Below are 24,547 nucleotides of genomic sequence, written 5' to 3' on the forward strand. Positions count from 1 at the left end.
CCGACAAGGCGCCGGGCCTCTTCACGAGGCCCGGCGCTGTCGTTTCCCTACCTAGCCGGTCATAGCCGGTCAGGCGGCGGTGGCTCCATGCCGGGCCAGACCACGGCCCAGGGCGTAGCTCCCCCAGGCCACCACGAAGGTCAGCGGTGCCGAGGCTCCGGCCAGACTCGGCGACAGCATCAGCGCGATGCCGACAATCGCTGCCAGGGCCCAGGCCGCCAGCCCCACAGGGTTGAAGGCGCTGATGTCAGCGTCCAGATCGACCTCGAGACGCCCCTCCGGCGACAGGATATGGGCCAGTGCCACCCCCACCCAGGCCACCACGAACACGCCTTGATAGGCCAGGGCCGCCAGCAGGTAGCTGAACACGTCCGCCCGCATCAGCAGGTAGGCAAGCCCGCCCACCAGACAGCCGGCCAGGATCTTGTTGAGCTTGAGGCCCGTGAGCTTGCCGACGAAGGCCTCGAGATTGACCGTCGCCAGGTAGAAATTGGCGGTATTGATGCGGCTCTGGGTCACCCACACCAGCGCCAGCCCGCCGAGCCCCATCAACTCGAGCAGCCCCAGCACGATGGACGCCTCCGACAGGCCGTCGGTAGGCAGGCAGGCGTCGAGCAGGATCCCCACCACTCCGCTGAACACGAAGGTCATCAGATAAAAGGGAATGCCGAAGGTAACGCGGGCATGGAAGCGGCTATCCTCGACGCGACCGAAGCGGGCGTAGTCGAAGGTAAACATCATCAGCACCCAGACCCCCATGTAGTAGGCAAAGGTGGACAGCCAGCCGAAGGGACTGGCGCCTCCTTCGGGCACCCGGGAGAGCCAGCCGGAGGGATAGCCGAACTCGGCCATCGCCATGCCCACGGCGATCAGCATGCCGACGATGTACACCGGCAGCAGCACGCCATTGAACTTGTCGAGCCAGTGCTGGACGCTGCCGAAGATCAGCGAGACTCCGACCACCACCACGATCAGGGTAGCGCTGGCCATGCCGAGCGAGGGCGACCACTCGGACAGCACCAGCGCCATCACGTAGCCCTCGAACACCGCGTAGTAGAGCGCGGTGGCAAAAAAGATCAGGGTCGCGATCATCGCTCCCAGATGACCGAACAGGACCCGGGAAAACAGCGCCACGGTCAGCCCGGTACGTATCGCATAGCGGCTGATCACCGCATTGATGACGCCGTAGCAGACCACCGTCAGGGCGATCCCGATCAGCGCGTTGGTGGTGCCGTAACTGCGGGCCATGGCGGCGGCCACCACCATGTAGAAGATGGCGCTGCATACCGCCCACCAGGCCATCATCAGATTGCCCCTGGGCATGCGTTGGTCCAGGGGCATGGGGCGGTCGGCGAAGTCGCCGGCGCCTTGCCCACCCTTCTCGCGGGATGTCGTGTCGTTCATGGTTGTTGCCTCGTGCTGTTGTTGTGGTTGGACGAAGCCCTTGGACCGAAAAGCCAGCCCATACCTCGGTGACAGGGCTCGAGTGACATTCCGGGCAAGGGGAGCCCGGGCGGAGGCGTCTGGCTCCGCCGGGCAAAGTGGCAATTGCGGGAATAAGTGAGACGGGATCGAAGCACTCAGGCTCTTGCCTTCGATCCTTTTCAGCCGGCTAGTCGAGCGCCTGACCCTGGGCCTGGCCCAGGGCGATGCGCAGCGCCTCCAGGCGCTCGGCGTAGGCCTTGCGCGCCTCCAGCGCCTGTTCGAGGGACACCTGTACGAAGCGCACCTTCTGATGGGGCTGAATCTGGCCCACCAGATCCATGTCGGCGCTGATCACCGTGCCAACCATGGCGTAGCCACCGCCGGACACGGCGTCTCGGTGGAGGATGATCGGCTCGCTGCCGGCGGGCACCTGGATCGAACCGATGGGATAGCAGGCATCGACGATGTTGGACGGGTCGTCACCGGCACCGAAGGGCGGCTCTCGCTCGATGAACCGAAGCGGTGTACCGCCCTTGAAGCGATAGCCGATGCGATCGGCCTCCGAGGCCACGCTCCAGTCCTCCTGATAGAAGCGCTCCCTCGCCTCTTCCTCGAGCAGGTGGTCGTAAAGCCCAGGCACAACGCGCAACTCATAGTGCTTGGCAAAGCGCGGCACAAAGGCCTCGGGAAGACGCCGACCGACTGCCGCGCGGCTTGCGGCGTTCGATTGACCGAGGGGCAGCACATCGCCAGCCTTGAGCGGACGCCCCTCGTAGCCACCGAGGGCGCCGAGCGCGTAGGTGCAGCGGCTACCCAGACGCTCGGGCACATCGATGCCGCCTTCCACCGCCAGGTAGAGCCGCGCCCCGGCACGCACGAAGTCGAAACTCAGCACGCTGCCGGCGGGCACCTCAAGCACCTCGAAGTTGGGATGGGGCTGGCCATCGATCTTCGGCACCATCTCGGCGCCGCCGGTGGCGATACGGCAGGCCTGGGTAAAGCGCAGCTCCGGTCCCATCAGGGCGCACTCGAGCACCGCGGCGTCCTCGGCGTTGCCCAGCAGCAGGTTGGCCGAGCGCATGGCGAACTGGTCCATGGCGCCAGACGGCGGAATGCCCAGGTGGTAATGACCGGCGCGTCCGGCATCCTGGACCGAGGTCGCAAGCCCCGGCTTGATCACTTCAATGCTCATTGAGCACCTCCTCGACGCGACGAGCCACGGTTTCCGGGGCCTCGCGATATTCATCCAGGTCGAACACGAATGGCGCGGTTTTCGGTCGGAAGCGCCCGGCCTCGGCAGCGGCCACCATGGCGTCGTACTCGCTGCGATCGACGGGTCGATGCTTGACGATGTCACCGGGACGAAAATAGATCATCGAGTCGTCGATGTGGGGCTGGCTGCCGCTGGGATCGTAGATCGGCATGGGGGTCACCCCGAACATCTGATAGCCCCCGGCGCCGCGCACCGAGTAGATACAGCTGAAGCAGCCGCCATAGCCGACGGTCTGCTTGGGCGTATCGGTACGAGGCCGCACGTACTTGGGCACCTCGATCTGCCGCTCACGGGGCACCATCTGGTACATGAACGGCAGGCCGGCGACGAAGCCCACCATGGACACGAACCAGGGACTGGCGCTGTGGGCCTCGATAAAGCCATCGACGCTGGCAAAGCCGTTGATCCTGGCGGCGTACTCCAGGTCGGTGCCTGACGGGTCCTGGTGGCGATCGCGAAAGCGCATCAGCGTCTCGTGGGTCCAGGGGTCGTTGTAGAGCACCGGCACCTCCACCACCCGGGTCTCCAGGCGCTGCACCTGCTGGCCGAGCACCTCGGCATCGATCTGCTCCAGAGTCTCGATCAAGCGTGACAGCGGCAGCCGGTCGGGATCGTAGCGCACCTGATAGGAGGCGTTGGCGGGACAGATCTCGGTCACCCCGGGGATCTTGCGCTCGGCAAGCCGACTGGTGATCGACACCCCGCGAAAGAAGGCTTCCAGGTTCATCGCCTCGGACAGTTCGACGAACAGGAACTCGTCTCCAGCGGCGCTGTAGCGTGCGGGCTTGGCCTGCCCGGGGTCACGCTGGGTGGATGGCTTCATGACGCTTTCTCCTGTACTGATGGCGCTGACGCCGCCGATGCTGTGTCCAGCCAGAGCTCAAGGGTGCCGGTATGGAAGTCGCCGCGACGTACTGCCTGGTCTTCCACCAGCCGACGATGCAGCCCCGCCGTGGTGGTGAAGCCCTCCAGCGTGAATTCGTCGAGGGCACGACCGGCACGGACCAGCGCCGAGGCGCGATCCTCGTCCCAGACGACCAGTTTGGCCACCAGCGAGTCATAGAACGGCGGCATCCTGTAGCCCTCGTACAGGGCGCTGTCGACGCGCACCCCCGGGCCGGTGGGCCAGGTCAGTCGCTCGACCTGCCCCAGCGACGGAAAGAAGCCATTGTCCGGGTCTTCCGCGTTGATACGCATCTCCACGGCCCAGCCACGTATCGCGATATCGTCTTGGGCCACCCCCAGCGGCTCACCCAGGCATACCCTGAGCATCGCCCGCACCAGATCGACACCGGTGATCATCTCGGTGACCGGATGCTCCACCTGGATGCGGGTATTCATCTCGATAAAGAAGAACTCACCGCTGTCATCGTCGTACAGGTACTCAAGCGTCCCGGCGGCCTTGTAGCCGACGTGCTCGGCGAGCGCCACCGCGGAGGCGCAGAGGCGCTCGCGGGCGGCCTCGTCCAGCGCCGGCGATGGGCTTTCCTCGAACACCTTCTGGCGCCGTCGCTGCAACGAGCACTCCCGCTCGTACAGGTGCACCGCGCGCTCGCCGTCGGCCAGGATCTGCACCTCGATATGCCGTGCACGCTCGATAAAGCGCTCGAGATAGACGCTGTCATCACCGAAGGCGGCTCGCGCCTCGCTCTGGGCCAGCGGCAGCTGGGCACGGAGTTCCGCCTCGTCGGCAGCGGTGCGAATGCCGCGCCCGCCACCGCCGGCGGCGGCCTTGATCAGCAGTGGATAGCCGACCTCGAGTGCGACCTTCACCGCCTCCTCCACGTCGGCCACCGCCGACGGCGACCCCGGCACCACCGGAACACCTGCGGCCAGTGCGGTGCGCCTGGCCTCGGCCTTGTTGCCCATGCGCTCGATCAATTCGGCGTCGGGGCCGACGAAGATCATGCCGGCCTCGACCACACGGCGCGCGAAGTCGGCGCTCTCCGACAGGAAGCCGTAGCCGGGATGGACCGCCTCGGCACCGACTTCCCGGGCTGCCGCCAGGATCGCCTCGATGTTCAGATAGCTCTTGGCGGCCTGGGCCGGGCCGATACAGACCGCCTCATCGGCCAGTTTGACCGCCAGGCTGTCGGCGTCGGCCTCACTGTGGGTGACGATGCTGGTCAGACCGAGCTCGCGGGCGGCGCGTACCACCCGCACGGCGATCTCACCACGATTGACGATCAACAGTCGGGTCGCGTTCATGCCTCGCCCTCCGAATCGTCGATGACCAGAATGTCCTGACCGGCTTCCAGCACATCGCCGTCGTCCACCTCGATGGACACGATCTGGCCTGTCACCTCGGCCTTGAGTTCGCAGAACTGCTTCATCACTTCGAGCAGGCCGATGGTGTCGCCGGCCTGGACGCTATCACCCGGGGACACGAAGGCCTCGGCCTCGGGCGAGGGACGGCGATAGAAGACGCCGGGAAAGGGGGCTTGCTGTGTTTGCTGGGACATGAGGTCTCTCGCTTGTCATTGGAATTGGATTGCGCTGAACACGGTCAAGGCGAAGATGGCTGTGGCCAGGCGGCCGCAGGCTCAGGGAGCCTTGAGCTCGATGCCGGCATCGGTCAGTCGGCGACGGATGGCGTCGAGCATCTCCAGCGCCCCGGGAGAATCGCTGTGCAGGCACACCGACTGAAAGCTGACCGGTACACGCTTGCCGCTGGCGGTCTCGACCACGCCCTCGCGGGCCGCCAGCAGCACCTTCTCGGCTACCGTTTCGGGGTCGAGGCGCTGCACCTGCCGGACAAAGACGATGGAACCCTGATCGTCGTAGTCACGGTCGGCGTAGAACTCGTGGACGCGATGAATGCCCTCGGCCTCGGCGACCCGATCGATCACCGACCCGGCCAGGCAGTAGATCGGCAGATTGGCGTCGATGGTCATCAGTGCGCGGCATAGCGCCGTGGCGAAGCCCTCGTCCCTGGCCGCGTGCATGAACAGGGCCCCGTGAAGCTTCAGGTGATGAAGGCCTAGGCCCTCTCGGGCGGCCAGTTCGCGCAGGGCGCCGAGCTGATAGATGACGTCGTTGACCAGTTCATCGGCGGCGGCGTGAATATGCCGGCGACCAAAGCCGACCAGATCGCGAAATCCGGGGTGGGCCCCCACCGCGACCCCGTGCTTCGCCGCCTGACGCAGGCTATGGGTCATGATGGTGGGGTCGCCGGCGTGAAAGCCGGTCGCGATATTGGCGGAACTGATGCCGGCCATGATGCGATCGTCGATGTCTCCGCCGATGCGCCAGGCGCCGAAGCCTTCCCCCATGTCGGCATTGAGGTCCAGTGTTGTCATTGTGGGTCTCCTCGCGGGTGTTCCATCGTTGTATATGAGAGACGCCACTGATTGGAAATACCAATTCTTGTTTGGCATTATCAAAAAATCCGAACAACAGGCTCGAACAACAGAACTTGAGGGAGATGTCACATGGCGCGCAGTCCTTCCCTTCGCAAGCTGCGCTACTTCGTGGCGGTGGCGGAAAGCGGCAAGGTGACCCAGGCCGCGGTGGACCTGAACGTGTCCCAGTCGTCGATCACCACCGGGGTGCGGGAAATCGAGGACGAGCTGGGCGTCAAGCTGTTCGACCGACAGGCCCAGGGCATGGTGCTGACCCGCGAAGGCACCCGCTTTCTCGACCGGGTCAGACACGTCTTCCAGGCGGTGGACGAGGCCTTCGACTCGACCCGGGTGCACTCGCCGACGCTGGAGGGACGCCTCGATCTGGCCATGAGCTATACCGTGGCGGGTTACTTTCTTCCGCCGCTGCTGGCACAGTTTCAACGTCGCTATCCCGGTGTGACGGTACGCCTGCACGAGGCCTCGAGGCCGACGATCCAGGCCGGCCTGCTCGGCGGCCGCTTCGATCTGGCCATCATGCTGATCTCCAACCTTGAACCGGGTGCCCCGCTGGCCCAGCACCTGCTGATCCGATCGCCCCGCCGCCTGTGGGTCGCCAGCCACCACCCTCTTCACGGCAGGCGCGACGTTGGCCTGGCCGACGTCGCCCGCGAGCCCTATATCATGCTCAACGTCGACGAGGCCGAGCAGACCGCACTGCGCTACTGGGCACCATCGGGACTCGGTCCACAGACCCTGTTCAGCACATCCTCGGTGGAAGCGGTGCGCTCCCTTGTCGCCAGCGGCTCGGGCGTCAGCATCCTGTCGGACATGGTCTATCGGCCCTGGTCGCTGGAGGGCCGACGCATCGAGCACATCGACCTGGCCGACCCCATCCCGACCATGGACGTGGGCTTCGCCTGGGACCGCAAGCGAGCGCTGTCGCCGCCAGCCCAAGCGTTTCGCGACGCCCTGATCGAGGCCATGGCGGCGGGCTGACGGCACGCCAGGTGCCGAGGGCATGCCACAACGCAAGCGACCTCCCGAAGGAGGTCGCTATCAGAGATTGCAGGTGGCGTTGCCACAAGAGGCGTTCAGCCCTCGACCGGGATCACCGCGATGATATGGTCTTCGAGGTCGGCCTCGTCCACCTCGGTCTCGGGGATGGCGAAGCTGCGCACGCTGATACCCTTGCGGTGGACCCGTTCGGGATCACCGCAGATCAGATGGTGCCAGCCGGCGAGCTTGCGCCCCTCGGCCAGCCGTCGGTAGGCGCAGGAGTGCGGCAACCACTTGAACTGGTGGGCGAGCTCGGGCGTCAGTTGGGTGCAGTCCGGCACCTTGGCGAGGCGATTGTCATAGTCGCTGCAGCGGCAGCTGTGGGTATCGAGCAGCCGGCAGGACAGGCCCAGCACCGCCAGATCGCCGGTGTCCTCGTCCTCGAGCTTGCGCAGGCAGCACTGGCCGCAGCCATCGCACAGCGCCTCCCATTCCTGCTGGGTCAGCTCATCGAGCGCGTAGCGCTCCCAGAAACGTTCTCTCAGCTCGGCCATCACGTCAGTAGCGGGCTTCGGTGGGGGTGCGATACAGGTCCAGCAGATACTCGTCCTTGGCCGGCGGCATCTGAAAATAGAACCCCTTTTCCTCGATCGCCGCCATCACCTCGGCGCCGCTGGCGCGCGCCAGCGCCTTGTCGGCGGTGAGGATCATGGTCATCACCGATACCGGCGTGCCGAAGCGTTCCATCAGCGCTTCGGGGACCCGCTTGAGCCCCTCGCGCTTGTCCACGTAGAGATACATCTCGTCCTTGCGCGAGCTCTTGAAAATCTCGCACAGCATCTTGCCCTGCATCGTCGTCATGTCGGTCTCATCGGGCGCCACCTGGGCTGCCCTGTCGGTCTGGTGGGCGTCCTTTCGATTTATCGGACGCCTCGTCGTTGCTGTTAGTGTTTCGTCAGCCTGGTCGAGTCCTTCTTTCTAGCCGGCTTGGGCCAACTCCCCCAGGGCTCCTTCAAGGCGCTCATTGAGCCGCTCGCCACGCCAGCCACCGGGCAGCGGCAGCGGCTGGTTGCGCAGGCTGGCGGTGACCAGGGCTTCCAGCTCACGCCGGCGCAGCAGCACCTCGGGGGCGACGCCCAGCGACTCGGCGTCGAGATTGACCACCTTCTTGAGCGCCTTCATGCGCGACTTGAACGGCGGCAAGGTCGGTGCCAGCGGCGCAGGCGCAAGCTCCGAGGCCTCTCGGTGAGCGGCCTGCTTGACCATCGCCAAGAGGTTGTCGCCCTCTCGCTTGATCAGGGTCGGCTTGACGCCCTCCACCGCCGCCAGGTCATGACGGTTGGCCGGCATCTTCTCGGCGATGGCGTAGAGCACACGATCCTGGATCACCCAGTTGCGCGGCAGGTCCCTGGCCCGGGCCTCGCCCTCGCGCCAGGTGGTCATCAGACGGTAGGCCTCGACCTGACGCGGGGCCAGCCGCCATAGCTGACGCTGGCGCAGGTACCACTGGCCGTCGCTTTCGCTGGAGCGCTGCGACTGGGCCACCAGGTCGGTGCAGTCCTCCAGCACCCACTCGAGTCGACCGTGGCGCTCCAGCGACTCACGCTGGTGCTGCCACACCATCAGCAGGTAGACCACGTCCAGCGCCGCGTAGCTCAGCTGGGAATCGCTCAGGGGGCGCTCCAGCCAGTTCGAACGGGTCTCTTCCTTGGGCAGCGTCTCGCCCACCCAGAACTCCACCAGCCGCTGGTAGCCCATGGCGGCGTCTTCGCCCAGGAGCCCCTGGGCCACCTGGGTGTCGACCAGCGGCGTCGGCGCGACCCCGGCCCAGTGGCCGAATACCTCGAGGTCCTCGCTGCTGGCGTGCAGCAGCTTCAAGGCGTCATTGGTCAGCAGTTGCCGGCAACGCTCGGTGCAGGCGACCTCCAGCGGGTCGATCAGATAGGTGGCGTCGCCACCGTAGATCTGGATCAGTGCGGGAACCGGGTGAAAGGTCTTCTCGCGAAAGAACTCCGTGTCCAGCGCCAGTACCGGTGCCTGGGACAGCGCCTGGCAGGCGTCGTCGAGAGCGTCGGCGCTATCGATCCATCGAATATCAGGGATTACAGGCATTCAAGCATCCATTTGAGGCAACAACGTTCGCCCGACTTATTCACTGTCGAAGGGCAGGCGACCGGAAAAGGCGCGGCTCAAGGTCCCGCCGTCGACGTACTCGAGCTCACCCCCCATGGGAACACCATAGGCCAGACGCGACAGACGTGCACCGTGGCGCTGGATCTGGGTGGCGATATAGTGGGCGGTGGCTTCGCCTTCCACGGTGGGATTGGTCGCCAGCACCACCTCCTCGATCAGACCTTCTTCCATCAGGGTCTCGAGCTGATCGAGACCGATGTCCTCGGGCCCGATACCGTCCAGCGGCGACAGGTGGCCGTGCAACACGAAGTAACGTCCCTGAAAGCCGCCGGCCTCCTCGATGGCCAGCATATCCGCCGGCGACTCGACCACACACAGCAGGCTGTCGTCCCGACGCGCGCTCTGACAAAGCCCGCACAGCGGCTCTTCGGTCAGGGTCCGGCAGCGCTGGCAGTAGCCTACCCTTTCGACCGCCTCACGCATCACCTCGGCCAGACGCTGGCCGCCTTCACGCTGGCGCTCCAGCAGGTGCATGGCCATGCGCTGGGCGGTCTTGGGCCCGACGCCCGGCAGCACGCGCAGTGCGTCCATCAATTGCTCGACCAGGGGAGAAAAACTCATGGGCAAACTCGTCCAGCGCCGGGCAAACACTGCGTCCGGCGGATACACTCTCGCCCGGGCCAGTCGCTGGCCCGAGTCGCGTCAGGGTCGGCTTAGAACGGCATCTTGAAGCCGGGCGGCAGGTTGAGGCCCGAGGTCACCTCTTCCATCTTGGCCTTGGAGCTGGTCTCGACCTTGCGCACGGCATCGTTGACCGCAGCGGCCAGCAAGTCCTCGAGCAGTTCCTTGTCCTCTTCCATCACCGACGGGTCGATCTCGACCTTGCTGACGTCATGGCGGCCGTTCATGGTCACCTTGACCATGCCGGCGCCGGCTTCACCCAGCACCTCGGCCTTGGCGATTTCTTCCTGGACCCGCTGCATCTTGTCCTGCATTTCCTGGGCCTGCTTCATCAGGTTACCCATTCCACCTTTCATCATGGTCCGATCCTCTCGTTTTAAACTGTCAGGCGCAGACGCTCAGCGTCTGGCCTTGCGGGTCTCGCCGGCGGGGGTCACGGTGGACTCCACCAGCCTGGCGCCGAATGTCTGCTGCAATTGTTGAATATGGGGATCACGCTTCAAGGCCTCAACCGCTTCGGCGTGGCGTTCCGCTGCCAGGCGTTCGGCCATCTGCCGCGGGGTCTCGACGCTGGTGTCGAGCTGACGCACCTCGATCTCGAGTCGACGGGGATACCCCAGAGCCTCGAGGGCATCGCGAATCCGGTTCTGGTGAACCTCGGCGTTCATCGCCGATTGCGACGGGTCCAGATGCAGATGTAGCCGTTCACCGTCGTCGGCGGCCACCACGCAGTGGGCGGCAAGGTTACGGGTCAGGCCCGACACGCCAAGATCATCGAAGTGGGCCAGCCAAGCGCTGTGAGTCAGCGCCCCTGTCGACGTCGCGGTAGTCTCGCCGGCGGCGAGCTCTGCGGCGTGCTGCTGGTGCTGCGAGGCCTCGTCGACCATCGCCTCGGCCGCCCTCTCCTCGACCTCGGCGTCGGGCTCAAGGCTTGGCTCGGGGCTGGGCTCTGCGCTTGGCCCAAAGCTTGGCTCAGGGCTGGGCTCTTCGCTACTCGCTTCGCTCCCGGCGACCGCAGGCGTTTCGGCCAGGTGCGGTTCAACCGGGTGCGGTTCGGTCGGGAGCGGCTGGTCCTGTGTGGACGCCATCGCTTGCCCGGCCTGGGCCTCGGCGGACGGCGTCTCGGCCAGGCCGACCGGCTCGCTGGCGACGGCGGTGGGCGCGTCAGCGCCCGGCGTAGGGTCCTCGGGAGCACCGCCCTCCCAGGGCGGCGGCACGTCACTGGCGTGGTTGTTCGCACGATAGTCGGCTTCGCCACCACTATCATCGCGACTGTCTGGCGCCTCACCCGGCATGGGCGCAGGCCCATCGACGGGCGCCGGCGCGGCATCGACACTGGCCTCGACCGGCGCCGCCGTCTGCGCCTGGGTCTCGGACGGGAATGGCGCACCAGGCTCGGGCTGTGGTTCAGGCTGCGGTGCGGGCTGAACGTGAGGTTGAGCCTCGGGCTGAGTCTGAACCTGGCCGTGAGGCTGAGCTCGGTTCTGGGCTTGGTTCTGGGCTTGGCTCTGAACTTGTGTCTTAACTTCGGGCTGCGGTTCGCTCCTAGAGTCAGGCTGCGCGGTAGACGCTGAACCCGCCTGCGGCGCTGCCTCGCCGCGCATCGGCAGCGGCGTCCGGGCGGGCCTGGGCACGCCCTGGGGACGAAACGCCAGCATCCGCAGCAGGGTCATTTCCAGGGCGGTACGCAGGTCTGGGGCGTGGGCCATGTCGGCACGCCCCTGCACTCCGATCTGATAGTAGAGCTGCACGTCCTCGGCGGCGAAGCGTCCGGCCAGCTCAAGCAGCGCCTGACGGTCGCCGTGGCCGTTGTCCAGCGCCGACGGCACCATCTGACCGATCGCCAGGCGGTGCAGCACCGCCGTCAGATCGTCGAGCACCGCGCCGAAGTCCGGGCCCTGCTCGGCCAGGCTCGCCACCTCCTGGAGCAGCCGCGCGGCGTCCACCTCGGCCAGCGCCTCGATCAGCGCCAGCACGTGGCGATGGTCGAGGGTACCGAGCATGGCGGCGACGTCGGCGTGGCGTACCTCACCCTGGCCGAAGGCGATCGACTGGTCGGTCAGACTCATGGCATCGCGCATGGAGCCGGCGGCGGCCTTGCCCAGCAGCCACAGTGCAGACTCCTCGAAGGGTACCTGCTCGGCTTCCAGCACCTTGGACAGGTGGCCGACGATACGCTCCGGCGGCATATGCTTGAGGGTAAACTGCAGGCAGCGCGACAGCACCGTCGGCGGCAGCTTCTGCGGATCGGTGGTCGCCAGCAGGAACTTCACATGGGGCGGCGGCTCTTCCAGGGTCTTCAGCAGCGCATTGAAACTGCTGGTGGAGAGCATGTGCACCTCATCGATGAGGTACACCTTGTAGCGACCCTGGGTCGGCGCGTACTGAACATTGTCGAGCAGCTCGCGGGTGTCTTCGACCTTGGTCCGAGAGGCGGCGTCGACCTCGATCAGGTCGACGAAGCGGCCCTGGTCGATGGACTGACAGCTATCGCAACGGCCACAGGGGGTCGAGGTCACGCCGTCGTCACCTTCTCCCTTGTCGGTGCAATTGAGGCACTTGGCCAGGATACGCGCCAGGGTCGTCTTGCCGACACCTCGGGTCCCGGTGAACAGGTAGGCATGGTGCAGGCGGCCCTGGTCCAGGGCATTGACCAACGCCCGCTGGACATGCTCCTGCCCCACCAGTTCATGGAAGGTGCGAGGCCGCCATTTGCGGGCCAGTACCTGATAGCTCATTGAACGTTCTTTCCTGCGGCTGGGCTTTGGGCCAGGCGACCCGCTGAGACAACGCGGCGGGAGCGAGGCGGCGTGGCGGTCACGCGACGGTGTTTCCCGCCCGATGGTCGTGGCATTCTACCGGGTGGGGCCTTGGGCGCAAAGGCCAAGGGGGTTCACGCCGTTGAAGCGGCACGTCACACCTGTGCGCCCGTCTGGCGTTGCTCGCATCCGCCACTGGTGAGAGGTACCCGCAGCCAACCGACGGTAGCGTCCCGCCTTCCATTGCCACAGGACCCTTCATGTCTGACTCCGCGCCCACCTCCTATGAGACGCCCCCCACCGCGAAGCGACGGCTTTCGCCCTCACGGCGACTGAAGGTACTGCTGACGCTGGCCATCGTCGCGGTGATGGCACTGTCCTGGCTCGATGTGCTCGATCGTGCGACCCAGCGTCAGGTCGAGGGCGCCACTACCCAGGCGCTGCTCGCCTTCGCTGCGGCCCGGGGGCTCAATGCGGGCATCTCGGTGCTGCAGTCGACCGAGATGGGCGTTGGCGTGTCGACCCATCCCTTCGAGGCGCTGGACCCCTTCAACGACCTGGTGGAGGACTACGCCAGCGTGATGAAGCTGGCCATCGGCTCACTGATCGGCCAGACCCTGCTGCTGGAAATCACCGGCTCTCTGATGTTCAAGATTGCCCTGAGCCTGGCCGGGGCCTTGCTGATCCTGTGCCTGTGGCGAGACTGGCGGCTGACGCCACTGGCGTGGAAGGCCTTCGCACTGATCGGACTCGGCCGGTTTCTGCTGCTGATGACACTGGTGGCCAGCACCCTGGTGGATCAGGCCTTTCTCGATGAGCGCACCAGCGCCAGCATGGCCGAGGTCCAGGGCCTGTCCGAAGAGGTCCAGGCCACCGGCCTGGCAGAGGCCGGCGATGCCCTGACGCCACAGCAGCGCGAGCGGCTTGAGGCCGAGATGTCCGATACCGACCAGCGGCGCCAGCAACTGCGCGAATCGCTGATCGAGACCAATCGACAGATCGGCAAGGCCGAGGACGCGGTGGAACAGAGTCGCGGTCGGCTGTCGCTGTTGACCGCCCGGCTGAGTCTGACCGAGCGCCTCAACCCCTTCCACGACAACCCCGAGATCGAGCGCCTCGAACAGCAGCTTGGCCAACGGCGACAGCGCCTGGCCGGGCTCACCGACGAGCGCGAGGGCCAGCTCGCCGAGCTCGCCGCAGTGGACCGCGAACGCGATACCCTGCGCCGCCGCCTGGCGGGCGAGGACCCGGACGAAGGTCTGTTCGACGGCCTGGCCGAGCGCATCGGAGCCCTCACCGACGGCCTCAGCATCAGCGCCATTCAGAGCCGGATCGAATCGGGCACCAACGCCATCCTCCAGTTGATGGCGCTGTTTGTGATGCGCACCCTAGTGATTCCGCTGCTGTTTCTGTGGCTTGGGCTGAAGCTGTTCAAGGGGCTGTATTCGCGGCCCGGGGCATCCCTTCGCCTACCACCACCCGCACCGGAGCGGGTGATCCATCCGCCGCCCCAGGCAGACGTCGAGTCGCGAGACTGAACGCCGCCCTCTGAAAGCCTAGGCGCCCTGGAAGCCCTGAAGCACCTTGGCCACATTGACGCCGATCTCTTCCACCGCGTAGCCGCCCTCCATCAGGATGACGGTGGGTAGGCCCAGGCTTGCCAGGCGCCGCCCCATGTCGAGGAAGTCATCGCTCTTGAGGCGGAAGCTCGAGATGGGGTCGCCTTCGAAGGTATCGACACCCAGCGACACCACCAGAAGGCTTGCCTGCTTGTCGCTGATCTCGGCCAGGGCAAGCTCCAGGCGCTCGCGCCAGGTGGCATAGTCGGTACCCGGCGGCAACGGATAGTTGACGTTGTAGCCAAGCCCCGGCCCCTCGCCCTTCTCGTCGGCGTGGCCGAGATAGTAGGGAAAGCACTGGTCCGGGTCGCCGTGGATCGACTGGGTCAGGACATCGTCACGGCCATAGAAGACCTGCTGGGTGCCGTTGCCGTGGTGGAAGTCGACGTCGAGGATCGCCACCCGAGCGTGACCATCGTCGAGCGCACGCTGGGCCACGATGGCCGCATTGTTGAAAAAGCAGTAGCCGCCGAACTGATCACTGGCGGCGTGATGACCCGGCGGGCGGCACAGGCCAAAGCTCGGCTGGCCGCTGGAAGCGGTGTGCTCGTAGGCCGACAGCGCCACGTCCTTGCTGGCCATCGCCGCCTCGAAGGTACCGGGGGAAATCGAGGTGTCGCCACCGAGCGCATAGTAACCAAGCTTGCCACCGACATGGCCGGGAATACGATCCTCGCGCATGGTACGCGTCGGCCAGATGGTAGGGATGGCCTCGCCGCCGTGACCGGCTGCCTGCCATTCATCCCAGCAGGTCGAGAGAAACTCGACGTAGGCTGCATCATGCACCGCCAGCACCGGCGCCAGGCCGTGCTCCCTCGGTGCGGCGACCGGTCCGACACCGCTGTCACGGAGCTGTGCGAGCACCAGGTCGACCCGCTCGGGGCACTCGAAGGGGGTCATCAGCTGGCCATCGTGGAGTTCGGTCCTGGCACGACGCAGCTTGGTCGCTTCACTGTGGTACACCTGCATGCTTGCATTATTCCTTTTGTTGACCGGCGACGGGGTGACCGACAACGCCTTCAGCGCAAATCGGGCGTACGCATTGTGCCGCCAGGCCCGTCAACAAGGGAAGCCCGGCGACCGGCGCCGGGCTTCATCATCAAGAGGCTTTTCTGTCAGGGCTCTTGTCAGGGCTTGCTTGTCCGAGGGCTTCTCAAGCAGTCGTGCGTGGCCCTAGCCTAGCCCTGCCCCTCCAGCTGGCGTTCCAGTTCGCGACGCACGTTCTCGTCCAGCGACAGCGCAGTGCCCAGCTCGTCCAGCCAGGCACGCTCCATGGCATTCTGGTCGTCGATCACGGCGGCGCTTGCCAGGTACATCTCCCGCGCCGCCTGGGGCGAGTCGGCCTGACTGGCAAGGGCATGGGCGTCCAGCGGCGCCTGGAGCTGACGCTCGACCCAGGCATGCAACTCATCATCGGCCCCGAGCTGCTGAATCTGCTCGCTGATCAGGGCGCGCTCCTGGGCGTCGATGTGGCCGTCGGCCCGGGCCGCCATGATCACCGCCTGCAATACCTCCAGGCTACGCCGTTCCTGGGCCTCGCCGCCGAGCTCCTCCAGCGGAGCTCCTTCACCGGATTGAGCCCCCTGAGACGCGGGGGTGGCCTCATCACCGCCACGGGACTTCTGCCAGGCCTTCCAGGCCAGCATGCCGACGCCGGCGATGGCGCCATACTTGATCGCCTTGCCGCCCATGCTGCGGCCGCGCTTGGATCCCATCAGCATGCCCAGCGCGCCGCCCCCGAGCAGGCTCTTCATGTCCATGCCGCCGCCACCGCTGGACGACGACGATCCCCCGGAAAGCTGGGACGAGACGCTGTTGATCAGCCCCTGCACGTCGAAGCCGCCCTTGCCGGAAGACGAACCGCCGGAAGACGAACCGCCGGCCTGTTTCATCAGTTGGTCGAGCAGGTACTTGGCATTCATATCGCACTCCTCCTTGGTCGATGGTCATTGGAAAGCTCGACGACGGCGAGGTTCCCTGGATACGAGCCGCCGTCTCGATTCAACCGCGGACAAGGGCCCATGGCGTCACCATAGACACTGGCACTAGCCTTGGCATCCTGATTTATCCTCGCGGATCGAGCCCTCCTGAACGCAAGAACCCGCCAAGCGAACTTGGCGGGTCCTGGTTCAGCGGCGCACCCCGCTGTCGGCTCAAATGTCGGCCCGGGGTCAGCGTGCCATCTTCACCATCTGGCGGTTGACGAACTCATCCATGCCATCCTTGCCAAGCTCGCGGCCGAAGCCGGAGCGCTTGACGCCACCGAAGGGCAGCTCGGCTTCACTGCCGGGCGGCTCGTTGATGTGGACCATGCCCACCTCGAGACGATTAGCCAGCTCGAGCGCTCCCTCCGGGTTGGAGGTCTGGATCACCGCGCCCAGGCCATAGGGCGTGTCGTTGGCCAGGTCGATCGCGTCCTCCAGATCGGCGGCACGGTAGACCACGGCCACCGGTCCGAACAGCTCCTCCTGGAAGATCCGCATGTCGCGGGTCACGCCGGTCAGCAGGGTCGGGGCGTACCAGGCGCCAGCGCGATCCAGGCGCTTGCCGCCGGTGACCAGGGTCGCGCCCTGGCGGATCGCGTCCTGGACCTGAGCATCCAGGTTGGTCAGCGCCTGCTCCGAGGACATCGGTCCCATCACGGTATCGTCCGCCATGGGATCACCGACCTTGATCTGCTCCACCGCCTCGCGGAAGGCCGCCAGGAAGTCATCGTAGACGGCGTCGTCGACAATGATCCGCTTGGCCGCGTTGCAGGCCTGACCGCAGTTGCCGAAACGTCCCTGCACCGCCTGCTTGACGGCCTGCTCCAGATCGGCGTCGGGCAGCACCAGGAAGGGATCGGAGCCACCCAGCTCCAGCACCACCTTCTTGAGCTGGCGACCGGCCTGCTCGGCCACCGCCGCGCCGGCACGCTCTGAACCGGTCAGCGACACGCCCTGCACCCGCGGGTCGGCGATCAGCTCGCCCACCTGCTCGTTGCTGGCGTAGAGGTTGGTGTAAAGCCCCTTGGGCGCCCCCGCCTCGGTGAAGATGTCCTCGATGGCCTTGGCCGACTCCGGACACTGGGGAGCGTGCTTGAGCAGGATGGTGTTGCCGTTGAGCACATTGGGGCCGGCAAAGCGCGCCACCTGATAGTAGGGGAAGTTCCAGGGCATGATCCCCAGCAGCACCCCGAGCCCCTGCTTGCGCACCTCGGCCTTGGCGCCGCCGGTGACGATGGGCTCCGGCTCCAGCCAGGCCGGGCCGTTGTCGGCGTAGTAGCGGTAGATGTCCACGACCACCGACATTTCGCCCAAGGCCTGGGACTTCGGCTTGCCCATCTCGCGCACGATGATATCGGCGAGCTGGTCACGGCGCTGTTCGTGCAGGTCGGCGACCCGGTGCAGCAGCGCCGCACGCTCGGCGGGGGTAACGTCACGCCAGGCCAGATACGCCTGGTACGCCGACTCCACGGCCTTCAGAATCTCGCCGTCGCTGGCGTCGGGGTAGGTGGCTTCGACCTCTCCGGTCGCCGGGTTGGTAACCTTGTAATGGCTCATGGCAGTCTCTCCTTGCGGCATGGCTGTGCGACCAGCCTTCGCATGGCGAAGGCTCTCGGCAGATTCAGGGGCTAAACAGCATAGCGCCGGCCCGCCACGGTGGACAGGAGGATTCGACCAGAGTTCGGCGTGGCTGCCGAACAAATTTCTCCCCCGAGGCCTGTCGACGCTTCAGTGATCCCCGTCGCCACGCGCCGTTGCAAACTCCTCGGTATCGATATCCGCCTGCTGGGCCTCGCTGTAACGCGCACCGACCACCTGATCCGGCGTCATCATGGCGTTGATCAGCGCAAGCGTGCCAGCATCCAGCGTCAGCGCCTCGGCAGCCAGGTTCTCTTCCTGGTGGGCAGCGGTACGCGATCCGGGGATCGGTATCACGTCCGCCCCCTGCCCTCTCAGCCAGGCCAGCGCCAACTGGGCGGGGGTGCACTCGCGCTGGTGCGCCAGCGCCTCGAACTCGGCCAGCAGGGCGAGATTGCGCGGGTAGTTGTCGGCACTAAAGCGCGGCATGCCTCGGCGCATGTCGGCCTCGTCGAGCCTGGCGGGGTCACGCAGGGTACCGGTCAGAAAGGCGCGCCCCAGCGGGCTGAACGCCACCAGCACGGTATTCGACTCACGGCAGGCGTCGAGCAGCGCGATCTCGGGGTTGCGCGTCCACACCGAGTACTCCGACTGCACCGCCGCGATGGGATGCTCCTGCCGGGCCTGCCTGAGCGTCGCCGCCGACACCTCGGACAGCCCGACCCCGCCGATCTTGCCTTCCTGCTCGAGTCGTCCAAGTTCTCCCACGCTCTCCTCGATCGGCACCTGACGATCCCGTCGATGCAGGTAGTAGAGATCCAGATGATCGGTCTTCAGTCGCGAAAGGCTTTGCTCGCATTGGCGGCGCAGCGTCTCAGGCCGCCCGTCGATGCGCTTGGCACCGATCTCCGGGTCGAAGGCCATGCCACACTTGCTGGCCAGGAAGACCTCTTCACGGCGACCGGCAAGCGCTTGCCCCACGACTCGCTCATTGGCCGTCTTGCCGTAGAGGGTGGCGGTATCGAAGTGGCGGTAGCCCACCTCGAAAGCGTGCTGCAACACCCTGACCGCCTCGGCTTCCGGCAACGGACTGCCATAGGCGTGGGACACGTTCATGCAGCCAAGGCCGATGGCTGGCGCCCGCAACCGCTCGAGCCGACGAAGGACGTCTGACATGCAATCTCCCGATCATGTTGATAAAAAACTGACAACCCACATCGAAACGACGGGATTTCCGCTTCTAAGCGTCATCGACAACCACTACTATCGTATTAGCCCGATTCAGCATACCTGTTTAAGGCTACACCAGTATGCCCGCGAGACGGCCATCGCTTCTGGTAACCCCGGAAGCGATTCCCAGCACATAACGATAACCCCTAAAAAGGATAGACAACGCAGTGGACAACCTATCGATTGGCGTGGACATCGCCACCAGTCTGGCGATCCTCGGTGCCTTCGTGTCCTGGACGCTGGACAATCACCGTCAGCGGCGCATGGCTCGCGAGGTCGGCATCAATGACCAGGCCCGCGCCATCGCCGTGACCAAGGTCCAGGAAACCACCATACAGCTGTCAAAAGACTTCAACAGCATGATCACCAACGCCGGCAAGATCGAACGACGCCTCAACCGGCTGTGGAAACAGGATGGTGTGGATGCGGTCCAGCGGCATATCGAGCAGAACGACGACTACCTGGAAGAGGTCGGCGAATACCTGCAGGCGTTCAAGGACGAGGTCTCGCGCTACTACGAGAGCTGCCACGTCCACAAGTACCTGCTGTTCCCTGTCCTCGGCAGCCTGCCCGAAGGCGACGGCATGGTCGCCAGCATCAAGAGCGACTTCGATGATATCGCCCGCTGCCATGACGAGATCAACTCAGGCTACGCCCACCTGCTGCGTGAGCTCGAAGGCGCGGTCAAGATTGCCGGCCGGCTCTCCAAGGTCGACGAGCAGGATCCCGAGCACGCCACCCTGAAAAAGAAGCTGGTCAACGCCGTCAGTAGCATCGCCTACGACCCCGACTACAAGGAGTTCATCCACTACTTCATCCCCGACGGTCAGGAAGAGGCCTTCTACCGTGAGTACGACAATCGGGAGATCCAGGACCAGGAGCTGAGCGGCGTGGTCATCGGTAACCTTTACGGCACCCTGATCAAGCGCCCTGCCCGCGCTCAGGCCATGTGCCTGCTGCTGGCACGCCAGTCGATCCAGCGCACCCGCACCGAATGCAAGGAGGTGCTGTGTTCGCTGAGCGCCGTCGCCAGCGTGCTGCTGTCGCGCAACGAAGAATCCACCCTCTCGGCGGAAATCGCCAAACTCAAGTCCGATGACTACTTTGCCCTGGATCGCGAGATCCGCTAGGCAAGGCAGTATCCGCCTGGGCGAGGAAGAGCCGAGACGAGAAAGACAGGTAGGGGCGCCGAGCAAGGCGCTCCGCTGTGTAAACAGGAAGTTCCTGGTATCGCAGCGCAGGCGGCGCATCTGACGGACGACACACTGCTTGCCGCCGTTGCTGCGGCCAACCACCCTTGGATCCCGGTCTATCTTGCGATAGCCCCCTACTCCTCCGCTCCCAGGTCTGACATCCTCGCCCCCCAACAGAACCTGATTGCCTCATTCCCGCTCAGGCGAAGCGTCACGGTGCCTTCCATATCAGCCAATGAGACACTTGAGCCACGGGTGTTCGAGACCATGCTGGGCGAAGTATTGCAAAGGCAATCAAGCGCCGGCTGATACACGCCAAGGCGTCCCACACGATGATGAAATGAGCCATATCCAGGCCATGATACAGAGCAAGCGCAATGGTGAAGATTGAGTAGTCAGTCTTGGCGCGTGAAGACGCATCCTGGATTGTTGAATATATCTTCAGGGACAACCCCGAGGCGACGCCAAAACTCTTTCACCAGATCAAAGACAAGATAGATCACCTCCCCGACCACCCAAGACGGGAAGGGAACCAGGGACAGGCGAGATGGTCGCCACAGACAACTACGTTGACGTATAGGGTCACGACCTTGGAAGATCATGGTATGTTCGACTGTACTACTTGTGTGCAGTACTTGATGTTGCTGATTTTTCACTTGCCCAATGTCTTCTTGAGGGAGGGCATGTCCTCGATATCGTAGGTGAGTGCTGTCAATATATCAGTTGTTTCCTTCTCTTATTACATCCCTGCAATCAATGATTGTTCTCACAGTAGAACCAGTGTTCGGCCTCGGTTCTTTCGCAGAAGGCGTAATTAACCTCAGTATTTTCCTCTATCGCCTTCTCCACGCTATCCACTATTATTTCTTCAAACAGATCGTCAGAATCATATTTATAATACATGTAATTACGAAAAATATCAAAGCCTCTAGAAATTGAATAGGCAGATGAACAGCTATATTATGAACAGCTTAAGGATGCCCGGCTAAACCCTGCCTCCTGCATTCTACTACGAACCCACTTCACCTTTTCCGCATCAAGGCCATCAGGTTTTGTGGAAAAGGGACGTATAAAAATGTCATCACCTTCATACATCTCTTCAAGCTTACCCAGTATCTCACCCATCCTATCCAAGACGTCATCGGGGGGGTGCTTCGGCCATAGATACACCAACATGCTACTAGCAAGTAGTAGTGCGACACCCCCGATGACTCTCTTCTTCATTGTTTATACTCTCCGGCTTCTGGCCAACGCACAGTCATGACGTACTTTTGAAGCCACCCTGATTGGATAAGGCGCTGAGGCTACTTGATCTTACCCAGCATTGGTGGATACCAATGCTGGGTAAGATCAACTCTTTAGGTGCTACCTAATCTTATGGATCTTCGACTTGCCCGATGTCATCTTGAGGGAGGGCATGTCCTCGATGTCGTAGGTGAGTGCTGTCAATATATCAGTTGTTTCCTTGTCTTGTTACATCCCTGCAATCAATGATTGTTCTCACAGTAGAACCAGTGTTCGGCCTCGGTTCTTTCGCAGAAGGCATAATTAACCTCAGTATTTTCCTCTATCGCCTTCTCCACGCTATCCACTATTATTTCTTCAAACAGGTCGTCAGAATCATATTTGTAATACATAGAGTTCCCAAAATTAAAAAACCCGTTGCCAATATAGTAGACTGACAAGCAACTATTCTTATAGCAACTTAATGATACCCGATCAAGCCCTGCTTCCCGCATTCTACTACGAATCCACTGCACCTTTTCACCATCAAGATCATCGGGTTTTGTGGAAAAGGGACGTATAAAAATGTCATCACCTTCATACATCTCTTCAAGCTTACCCAGTATCTCACCCATCCTATCCAAGACGTCATCGGGGGGGTGCTTCGGCCATAGATACACCAACATGCTACTAGCAAGTAGTAGTGCGACACCCCCGATGACTCTCTTCTTCATTGTTTATATTCTCCGGCTTCTGGCCAACGCACAGTCATGGCGTACTTTTGAAGCCACCCTGATTGGACAAGGCGCTGAGGCTACTTGATCTTACCCAGCATTGCTGGATACCAATGCTGGGTAAGATCAACTATTTGGGTGTGATACCTAATCTTATGGATCTTCCACTTGCCCAATGTCTTCTTGAGGGGAGGGCATGTCCTCGATGTCATAGGTGAGCGCTGTCAATATATCAGTTGTTTCCTTGTCTTGTTAAATTCCTACAATCAATGATTGTTCTCACAGTAGAACCAGTGTTCGACTTCGGTTCTCTCGCAGAAGGCGTAAAGAACCGAAATGTTCTCTTCTTTTGCCTTCTCAATGCTTTCTTCTATGGCCTTCTCAACGTTATCTACTATTATTTCTTCGAGTATGTCGACAGAATCATATCTATAGTACATAGGATAACGAAAAATATCTAAGCCTTTAGCAATAAAATAGGATGATGAACAGCCATGCTCTGAACAGCTTAAGGATACCCGGCTAAACCCTGTCTCTCGCATTTCTCTCCGAATCCATTTAACCCTTTCACTATCTAGGCCATCGGGTTCCGCTGTATATGGCCATATAAAAATCGTCTCACCTTCATACATCTCCTCAAGCTTACCAAGTATCCCCTGCATCCTGTCCAAGACGTCATCGGGAGGTTGTCTTGGCCATAGATGCACTAACAGGCTACTAACAAGCAGTAATGCAACACCCCCGATGACTCTCTTCTTCATTGTTTATATTCTCCGGCTTCTGGCCAACGCACAGTCATGGCGTACTTTTGAAGCCACCCTGATTGGACAAGGCGCTGAGGCTACTTGATCTTATCCAGCATTGGCGGATACCAACGCAGGGGAAGATCAACTCTTTAGGTGTGATACCCAATCTTATGGATCTTCCACTTGCCCAATGTCTTCTTGAGGGAGGGCATGTCCTCGATGTCGTAGGTGAGTGCTGTCAATATATCAGTTGCTTCCTTGTCTTGTTACATCGGCACAATCAGTGATTGTTCTCACAGTAGAACCAGTGTTCGACTTCGGTTATCTCGCAGAAGCCGTAAATAATTTCGGTGTTCTCTTCTATTGCCTTCTCAACGCTCTCTACCATTACTTCTTCAATCAGGTACAGCAGGTCATCGGGAACATATTTATAATACTTTGAGTTCCCAAAACCAACAAATCCATTGCCAACATAATGGACTGATAGGCAACTACTCCTATAGCAACTTAATGATACGCGAGCAAGCCACGATCTCCGCATTTCTCTTTGAATCCACTTCACTCTTTCGCTATCAAGACCATCGGGTTCTACAGTATATGGCCATATAAAAATTGTCTCACCTTCATACATCTCCTCAAGCTTACCAAGTATCCCCTGCATCCTGTCCAAGACGTCATCGGGGGGTTGTCTTGGCCATAGATACGCCAACAGACTACTAACAAGCAGCAGTACGACACCCCCGATGACTCTCTTTCTCATTGTTTATATTCTCCGGCTTCTGGCTCATGCACAGTCGTGACGCACTTTTGAAGCCACCCTGATTGGATAAGGCGCTGAGGCTACTTGACCTTACCCAGCTTTGGTGGACACCAAAGCTGGGTAAGATCAGCTATTTGGGTGTGATACCTGATCTTATGGATCTTCCACTTGCTCAATACCTTCTTGAGCGAGAGCATGTCCTCGATGTCGTAGGTGAGTGCTGTCAATATATTAGGTGTTTCCTTGTCTTGTTACATCCCTACAATCAATGATTGTTCTCACAGTAGAACCAGTGTTCGACTTCGGTTATCTCGCAGAAGCCGTAAATAATTTCGGTGTTCTCTTCTATTGCCTTCTCAACGCTCTCTACCATTACTTCTTCAATCAGGTACAGCAGGTCATCGGGAACATATTTATAATACTTTGAGTTCCCAAAACCAACAAATCCATTGCCAACATAATGGACTGATAGGCAACTACTCCTATAGCAACTTAATGATACGCGAGCAAGCCACGATCTCCGCATTTCTCTTTGAATCCACTTCACTCTTTCGCTATCAAGACCATCGGGTTCTACAGTATATGGCCATATAAAAATTGTCTCACCTTCATACATCTCCTCAAGCTTACCAAGTATCCCCTGCATCCTGTCCAAGACGTCATCGGGGGGTTGTCTTGGCCATAGATACGCCAACAGACTACTAACAAGCAGCAGTACGACACCCCCGATGACTCTCTTTCTCATTGTTTATATTCTCCGGCTTCTGGCTCATGCACAGTCGTGACGCACTTTTGAAGCCACCCTGATTGGATAAGGCGCTGAGGCTACTTGACCTTACCCAGCTTTGGTGGACACCAAAGCTGGGT

General features: G+C 62.2%; 23 protein-coding genes. 3 read left to right on the plus strand and 20 right to left on the minus strand.

Annotation, left to right across the window (positions count from 1 at the left end; translation table 11 throughout):
* Nucleotides 1-69: 69 nt before the first annotated feature.
* The 6 genes from NFI08_RS09995 to NFI08_RS10020 all read right to left on the minus strand — a co-directional run bounded on the left by NFI08_RS09995 (nucleotide 70) and on the right by NFI08_RS10020 (nucleotide 5,997).
* Nucleotides 70-1,404, minus strand: a complete 1,335-nt coding sequence (locus tag NFI08_RS09995; RefSeq protein WP_349589045.1) for a purine-cytosine permease family protein — start codon at nucleotides 1,402-1,404, stop codon at nucleotides 70-72.
* A 208-nt stretch (nucleotides 1,405-1,612) separates the two neighbouring features.
* A complete protein-coding gene (locus tag NFI08_RS10000) occupies nucleotides 1,613-2,617 on the minus strand; it encodes a 5-oxoprolinase subunit C family protein (protein ID WP_349589048.1) in 1,005 nt (334 codons plus the stop codon).
* On the minus strand, nucleotides 2,607-3,521 hold the full coding sequence (locus NFI08_RS10005; protein WP_349589051.1) for a 5-oxoprolinase subunit B family protein: 915 nt from the start codon (nucleotides 3,519-3,521) through the stop codon (nucleotides 2,607-2,609). The genes NFI08_RS10000 and NFI08_RS10005 overlap by 11 nt, the downstream gene beginning before the upstream one ends.
* The gene (locus tag NFI08_RS10010; protein ID WP_108447643.1) at nucleotides 3,518-4,906 is read right to left on the minus strand and encodes an acetyl-CoA carboxylase biotin carboxylase subunit; all 1,389 of its coding nucleotides are present in this window, start codon (nucleotides 4,904-4,906) and stop codon (nucleotides 3,518-3,520) included. Before NFI08_RS10010 ends, NFI08_RS10005 begins: the two co-directional genes overlap by 4 nt.
* Nucleotides 4,903-5,160 (minus strand): acetyl-CoA carboxylase, encoded by a 258-nt coding sequence (locus NFI08_RS10015; protein WP_108447642.1) that lies wholly within the window; start codon nucleotides 5,158-5,160, stop codon nucleotides 4,903-4,905. The genes NFI08_RS10010 and NFI08_RS10015 overlap by 4 nt, the downstream gene beginning before the upstream one ends.
* An 81-nt stretch (nucleotides 5,161-5,241) precedes the next feature.
* Complete coding sequence (locus NFI08_RS10020; RefSeq protein ID WP_349589054.1) at nucleotides 5,242-5,997, minus strand: 5-oxoprolinase subunit PxpA; 756 nt, start codon at nucleotides 5,995-5,997, stop codon at nucleotides 5,242-5,244.
* Between the two features lie 132 nt (nucleotides 5,998-6,129).
* Between NFI08_RS10020 and NFI08_RS10025 the strand changes: the two genes are divergently transcribed.
* Complete coding sequence (locus NFI08_RS10025) at nucleotides 6,130-7,038, plus strand: LysR substrate-binding domain-containing protein (RefSeq protein WP_045993213.1); 909 nt, start codon at nucleotides 6,130-6,132, stop codon at nucleotides 7,036-7,038.
* A 95-nt stretch (nucleotides 7,039-7,133) separates the two neighbouring features.
* Here the strand turns inward: NFI08_RS10025 and NFI08_RS10030 are convergent, their stop codons facing one another.
* The 6 genes from NFI08_RS10030 to dnaX all read right to left on the minus strand — a co-directional run bounded on the left by NFI08_RS10030 (nucleotide 7,134) and on the right by dnaX (nucleotide 12,590).
* Entirely contained in the window at nucleotides 7,134-7,592 is a 459-nt protein-coding gene (locus NFI08_RS10030; protein ID WP_045993212.1) for a YcgN family cysteine cluster protein, read from the minus strand.
* Nucleotides 7,593-7,596: 4 nt separating this feature from the next.
* On the minus strand, nucleotides 7,597-7,899 hold the full coding sequence (locus NFI08_RS10035; protein WP_083970450.1) for a YcgL domain-containing protein: 303 nt from the start codon (nucleotides 7,897-7,899) through the stop codon (nucleotides 7,597-7,599).
* Nucleotides 7,900-8,016: 117 nt separating this feature from the next.
* Nucleotides 8,017-9,150 carry a ribonuclease D gene (rnd, locus tag NFI08_RS10040; RefSeq protein WP_108447625.1) on the minus strand — a complete coding sequence of 378 codons (1,134 nt, stop codon included), beginning with the start codon at nucleotides 9,148-9,150 and terminating at the stop codon, nucleotides 8,017-8,019.
* Between the two features lie 36 nt (nucleotides 9,151-9,186).
* A complete protein-coding gene (gene recR / locus NFI08_RS10045; RefSeq protein ID WP_045993210.1) occupies nucleotides 9,187-9,792 on the minus strand; it encodes a recombination mediator RecR in 606 nt (201 codons plus the stop codon).
* Nucleotides 9,793-9,884: 92 nt separating this feature from the next.
* Entirely contained in the window at nucleotides 9,885-10,211 is a 327-nt protein-coding gene (locus NFI08_RS10050; protein ID WP_045993209.1) for a YbaB/EbfC family nucleoid-associated protein, read from the minus strand.
* 39 nt (nucleotides 10,212-10,250) lie between these two features.
* On the minus strand, nucleotides 10,251-12,590 hold the full coding sequence (gene dnaX / locus NFI08_RS10055; RefSeq protein ID WP_108447624.1) for a DNA polymerase III subunit gamma/tau: 2,340 nt from the start codon (nucleotides 12,588-12,590) through the stop codon (nucleotides 10,251-10,253).
* Between the two features lie 281 nt (nucleotides 12,591-12,871).
* On the opposite strand from dnaX, the gene NFI08_RS10060 reads away from it, so the two are divergent.
* On the plus strand, nucleotides 12,872-14,149 hold the full coding sequence (locus NFI08_RS10060; protein ID WP_108447623.1) for a hypothetical protein: 1,278 nt from the start codon (nucleotides 12,872-12,874) through the stop codon (nucleotides 14,147-14,149).
* Between the two features lie 18 nt (nucleotides 14,150-14,167).
* Here the strand turns inward: NFI08_RS10060 and NFI08_RS10065 are convergent, their stop codons facing one another.
* The 4 genes from NFI08_RS10065 to NFI08_RS10080 form a co-directional block, all read right to left on the minus strand.
* Complete coding sequence (locus tag NFI08_RS10065) at nucleotides 14,168-15,199, minus strand: histone deacetylase family protein (protein ID WP_108447622.1); 1,032 nt, start codon at nucleotides 15,197-15,199, stop codon at nucleotides 14,168-14,170.
* A gap of 209 nt (nucleotides 15,200-15,408) precedes the next feature.
* On the minus strand, nucleotides 15,409-16,152 hold the full coding sequence (locus NFI08_RS10070) for a tellurite resistance TerB family protein (protein ID WP_108447621.1): 744 nt from the start codon (nucleotides 16,150-16,152) through the stop codon (nucleotides 15,409-15,411).
* 249 nt (nucleotides 16,153-16,401) lie between these two features.
* Nucleotides 16,402-17,772: an NAD-dependent succinate-semialdehyde dehydrogenase gene (locus tag NFI08_RS10075; RefSeq protein WP_349589063.1), complete on the minus strand. Its 1,371-nt coding sequence runs from the start codon at nucleotides 17,770-17,772 to the stop codon at nucleotides 16,402-16,404.
* A 171-nt stretch (nucleotides 17,773-17,943) separates the two neighbouring features.
* Nucleotides 17,944-18,969, minus strand: coding sequence for an aldo/keto reductase (locus tag NFI08_RS10080; RefSeq protein ID WP_108447620.1), 1,026 nt, complete (start codon nucleotides 18,967-18,969; stop codon nucleotides 17,944-17,946).
* Between the two features lie 221 nt (nucleotides 18,970-19,190).
* Here NFI08_RS10080 and NFI08_RS10085 point away from each other — a divergent pair, with 221 nt between their 5' ends.
* The gene (locus NFI08_RS10085) at nucleotides 19,191-20,153 is read left to right on the plus strand and encodes a hypothetical protein (RefSeq protein WP_108447619.1); all 963 of its coding nucleotides are present in this window, start codon (nucleotides 19,191-19,193) and stop codon (nucleotides 20,151-20,153) included.
* A 1,550-nt stretch (nucleotides 20,154-21,703) separates the two neighbouring features.
* Here NFI08_RS10085 and NFI08_RS10090 read toward each other — a convergent pair.
* From NFI08_RS10090 to NFI08_RS10105, 4 genes are all read right to left on the minus strand, one after another.
* On the minus strand, nucleotides 21,704-22,174 hold the full coding sequence (locus tag NFI08_RS10090) for a hypothetical protein (protein ID WP_349589068.1): 471 nt from the start codon (nucleotides 22,172-22,174) through the stop codon (nucleotides 21,704-21,706).
* Nucleotides 22,175-22,440: 266 nt separating this feature from the next.
* Nucleotides 22,441-22,935, minus strand: a complete 495-nt coding sequence (locus NFI08_RS10095) for a hypothetical protein (protein WP_349589071.1) — start codon at nucleotides 22,933-22,935, stop codon at nucleotides 22,441-22,443.
* Nucleotides 22,936-23,200: 265 nt separating this feature from the next.
* Nucleotides 23,201-23,680, minus strand: a complete 480-nt coding sequence (locus tag NFI08_RS10100) for a hypothetical protein (RefSeq protein ID WP_349589074.1) — start codon at nucleotides 23,678-23,680, stop codon at nucleotides 23,201-23,203.
* A 265-nt stretch (nucleotides 23,681-23,945) separates the two neighbouring features.
* Entirely contained in the window at nucleotides 23,946-24,425 is a 480-nt protein-coding gene (locus NFI08_RS10105; protein WP_349589074.1) for a hypothetical protein, read from the minus strand.
* Between the last annotated feature and the right edge of the window lie 122 nt (nucleotides 24,426-24,547).

Source organism: Halomonas sp. EF61, from assembly GCF_040147045.1.
Lineage (GTDB): Bacteria > Pseudomonadota > Gammaproteobacteria > Pseudomonadales > Halomonadaceae > Halomonas > Halomonas litopenaei.

Bases quoted from the DNA above. Each gene is read 5' to 3' on its own strand.
- NFI08_RS09995 (WP_349589045.1), bottom strand. From the start codon at position 1,404: ATGAACGACACGACATCCCGCGAGAAGGGTGGGCAAGGCGCCGGCGAC.
- NFI08_RS10000 (WP_349589048.1), bottom strand. From the start codon at position 2,617: ATGAGCATTGAAGTGATCAAGCCGGGGCTTGCGACCTCGGTCCAGGAT.
- NFI08_RS10005 (WP_349589051.1), bottom strand. From the start codon at position 3,521: ATGAAGCCATCCACCCAGCGTGACCCCGGGCAGGCCAAGCCCGCACGC.
- NFI08_RS10010 (WP_108447643.1), bottom strand. From the start codon at position 4,906: ATGAACGCGACCCGACTGTTGATCGTCAATCGTGGTGAGATCGCCGTG.
- NFI08_RS10015 (WP_108447642.1), bottom strand. From the start codon at position 5,160: ATGTCCCAGCAAACACAGCAAGCCCCCTTTCCCGGCGTCTTCTATCGC.
- NFI08_RS10020 (WP_349589054.1), bottom strand. From the start codon at position 5,997: ATGACAACACTGGACCTCAATGCCGACATGGGGGAAGGCTTCGGCGCC.
- NFI08_RS10025 (WP_045993213.1), top strand. From the start codon at position 6,130: ATGGCGCGCAGTCCTTCCCTTCGCAAGCTGCGCTACTTCGTGGCGGTG.
- NFI08_RS10030 (WP_045993212.1), bottom strand. From the start codon at position 7,592: ATGGCCGAGCTGAGAGAACGTTTCTGGGAGCGCTACGCGCTCGATGAG.
- NFI08_RS10035 (WP_083970450.1), bottom strand. From the start codon at position 7,899: ATGACGACGATGCAGGGCAAGATGCTGTGCGAGATTTTCAAGAGCTCG.
- rnd (WP_108447625.1), bottom strand. From the start codon at position 9,150: ATGCCTGTAATCCCTGATATTCGATGGATCGATAGCGCCGACGCTCTC.
- recR (WP_045993210.1), bottom strand. From the start codon at position 9,792: ATGAGTTTTTCTCCCCTGGTCGAGCAATTGATGGACGCACTGCGCGTG.
- NFI08_RS10050 (WP_045993209.1), bottom strand. From the start codon at position 10,211: ATGATGAAAGGTGGAATGGGTAACCTGATGAAGCAGGCCCAGGAAATG.
- dnaX (WP_108447624.1), bottom strand. From the start codon at position 12,590: ATGAGCTATCAGGTACTGGCCCGCAAATGGCGGCCTCGCACCTTCCAT.
- NFI08_RS10060 (WP_108447623.1), top strand. From the start codon at position 12,872: ATGTCTGACTCCGCGCCCACCTCCTATGAGACGCCCCCCACCGCGAAG.
- NFI08_RS10065 (WP_108447622.1), bottom strand. From the start codon at position 15,199: ATGCAGGTGTACCACAGTGAAGCGACCAAGCTGCGTCGTGCCAGGACC.
- NFI08_RS10070 (WP_108447621.1), bottom strand. From the start codon at position 16,152: ATGAATGCCAAGTACCTGCTCGACCAACTGATGAAACAGGCCGGCGGT.
- NFI08_RS10075 (WP_349589063.1), bottom strand. From the start codon at position 17,772: ATGAGCCATTACAAGGTTACCAACCCGGCGACCGGAGAGGTCGAAGCC.
- NFI08_RS10080 (WP_108447620.1), bottom strand. From the start codon at position 18,969: ATGTCAGACGTCCTTCGTCGGCTCGAGCGGTTGCGGGCGCCAGCCATC.
- NFI08_RS10090 (WP_349589068.1), bottom strand. From the start codon at position 22,174: ATGAAGAAGAGAGTCATCGGGGGTGTCGCACTACTACTTGCTAGTAGC.
- NFI08_RS10095 (WP_349589071.1), bottom strand. From the start codon at position 22,935: ATGAAGAAGAGAGTCATCGGGGGTGTTGCATTACTGCTTGTTAGTAGC.
- NFI08_RS10100 (WP_349589074.1), bottom strand. From the start codon at position 23,680: ATGAGAAAGAGAGTCATCGGGGGTGTCGTACTGCTGCTTGTTAGTAGT.
- NFI08_RS10105 (WP_349589074.1), bottom strand. From the start codon at position 24,425: ATGAGAAAGAGAGTCATCGGGGGTGTCGTACTGCTGCTTGTTAGTAGT.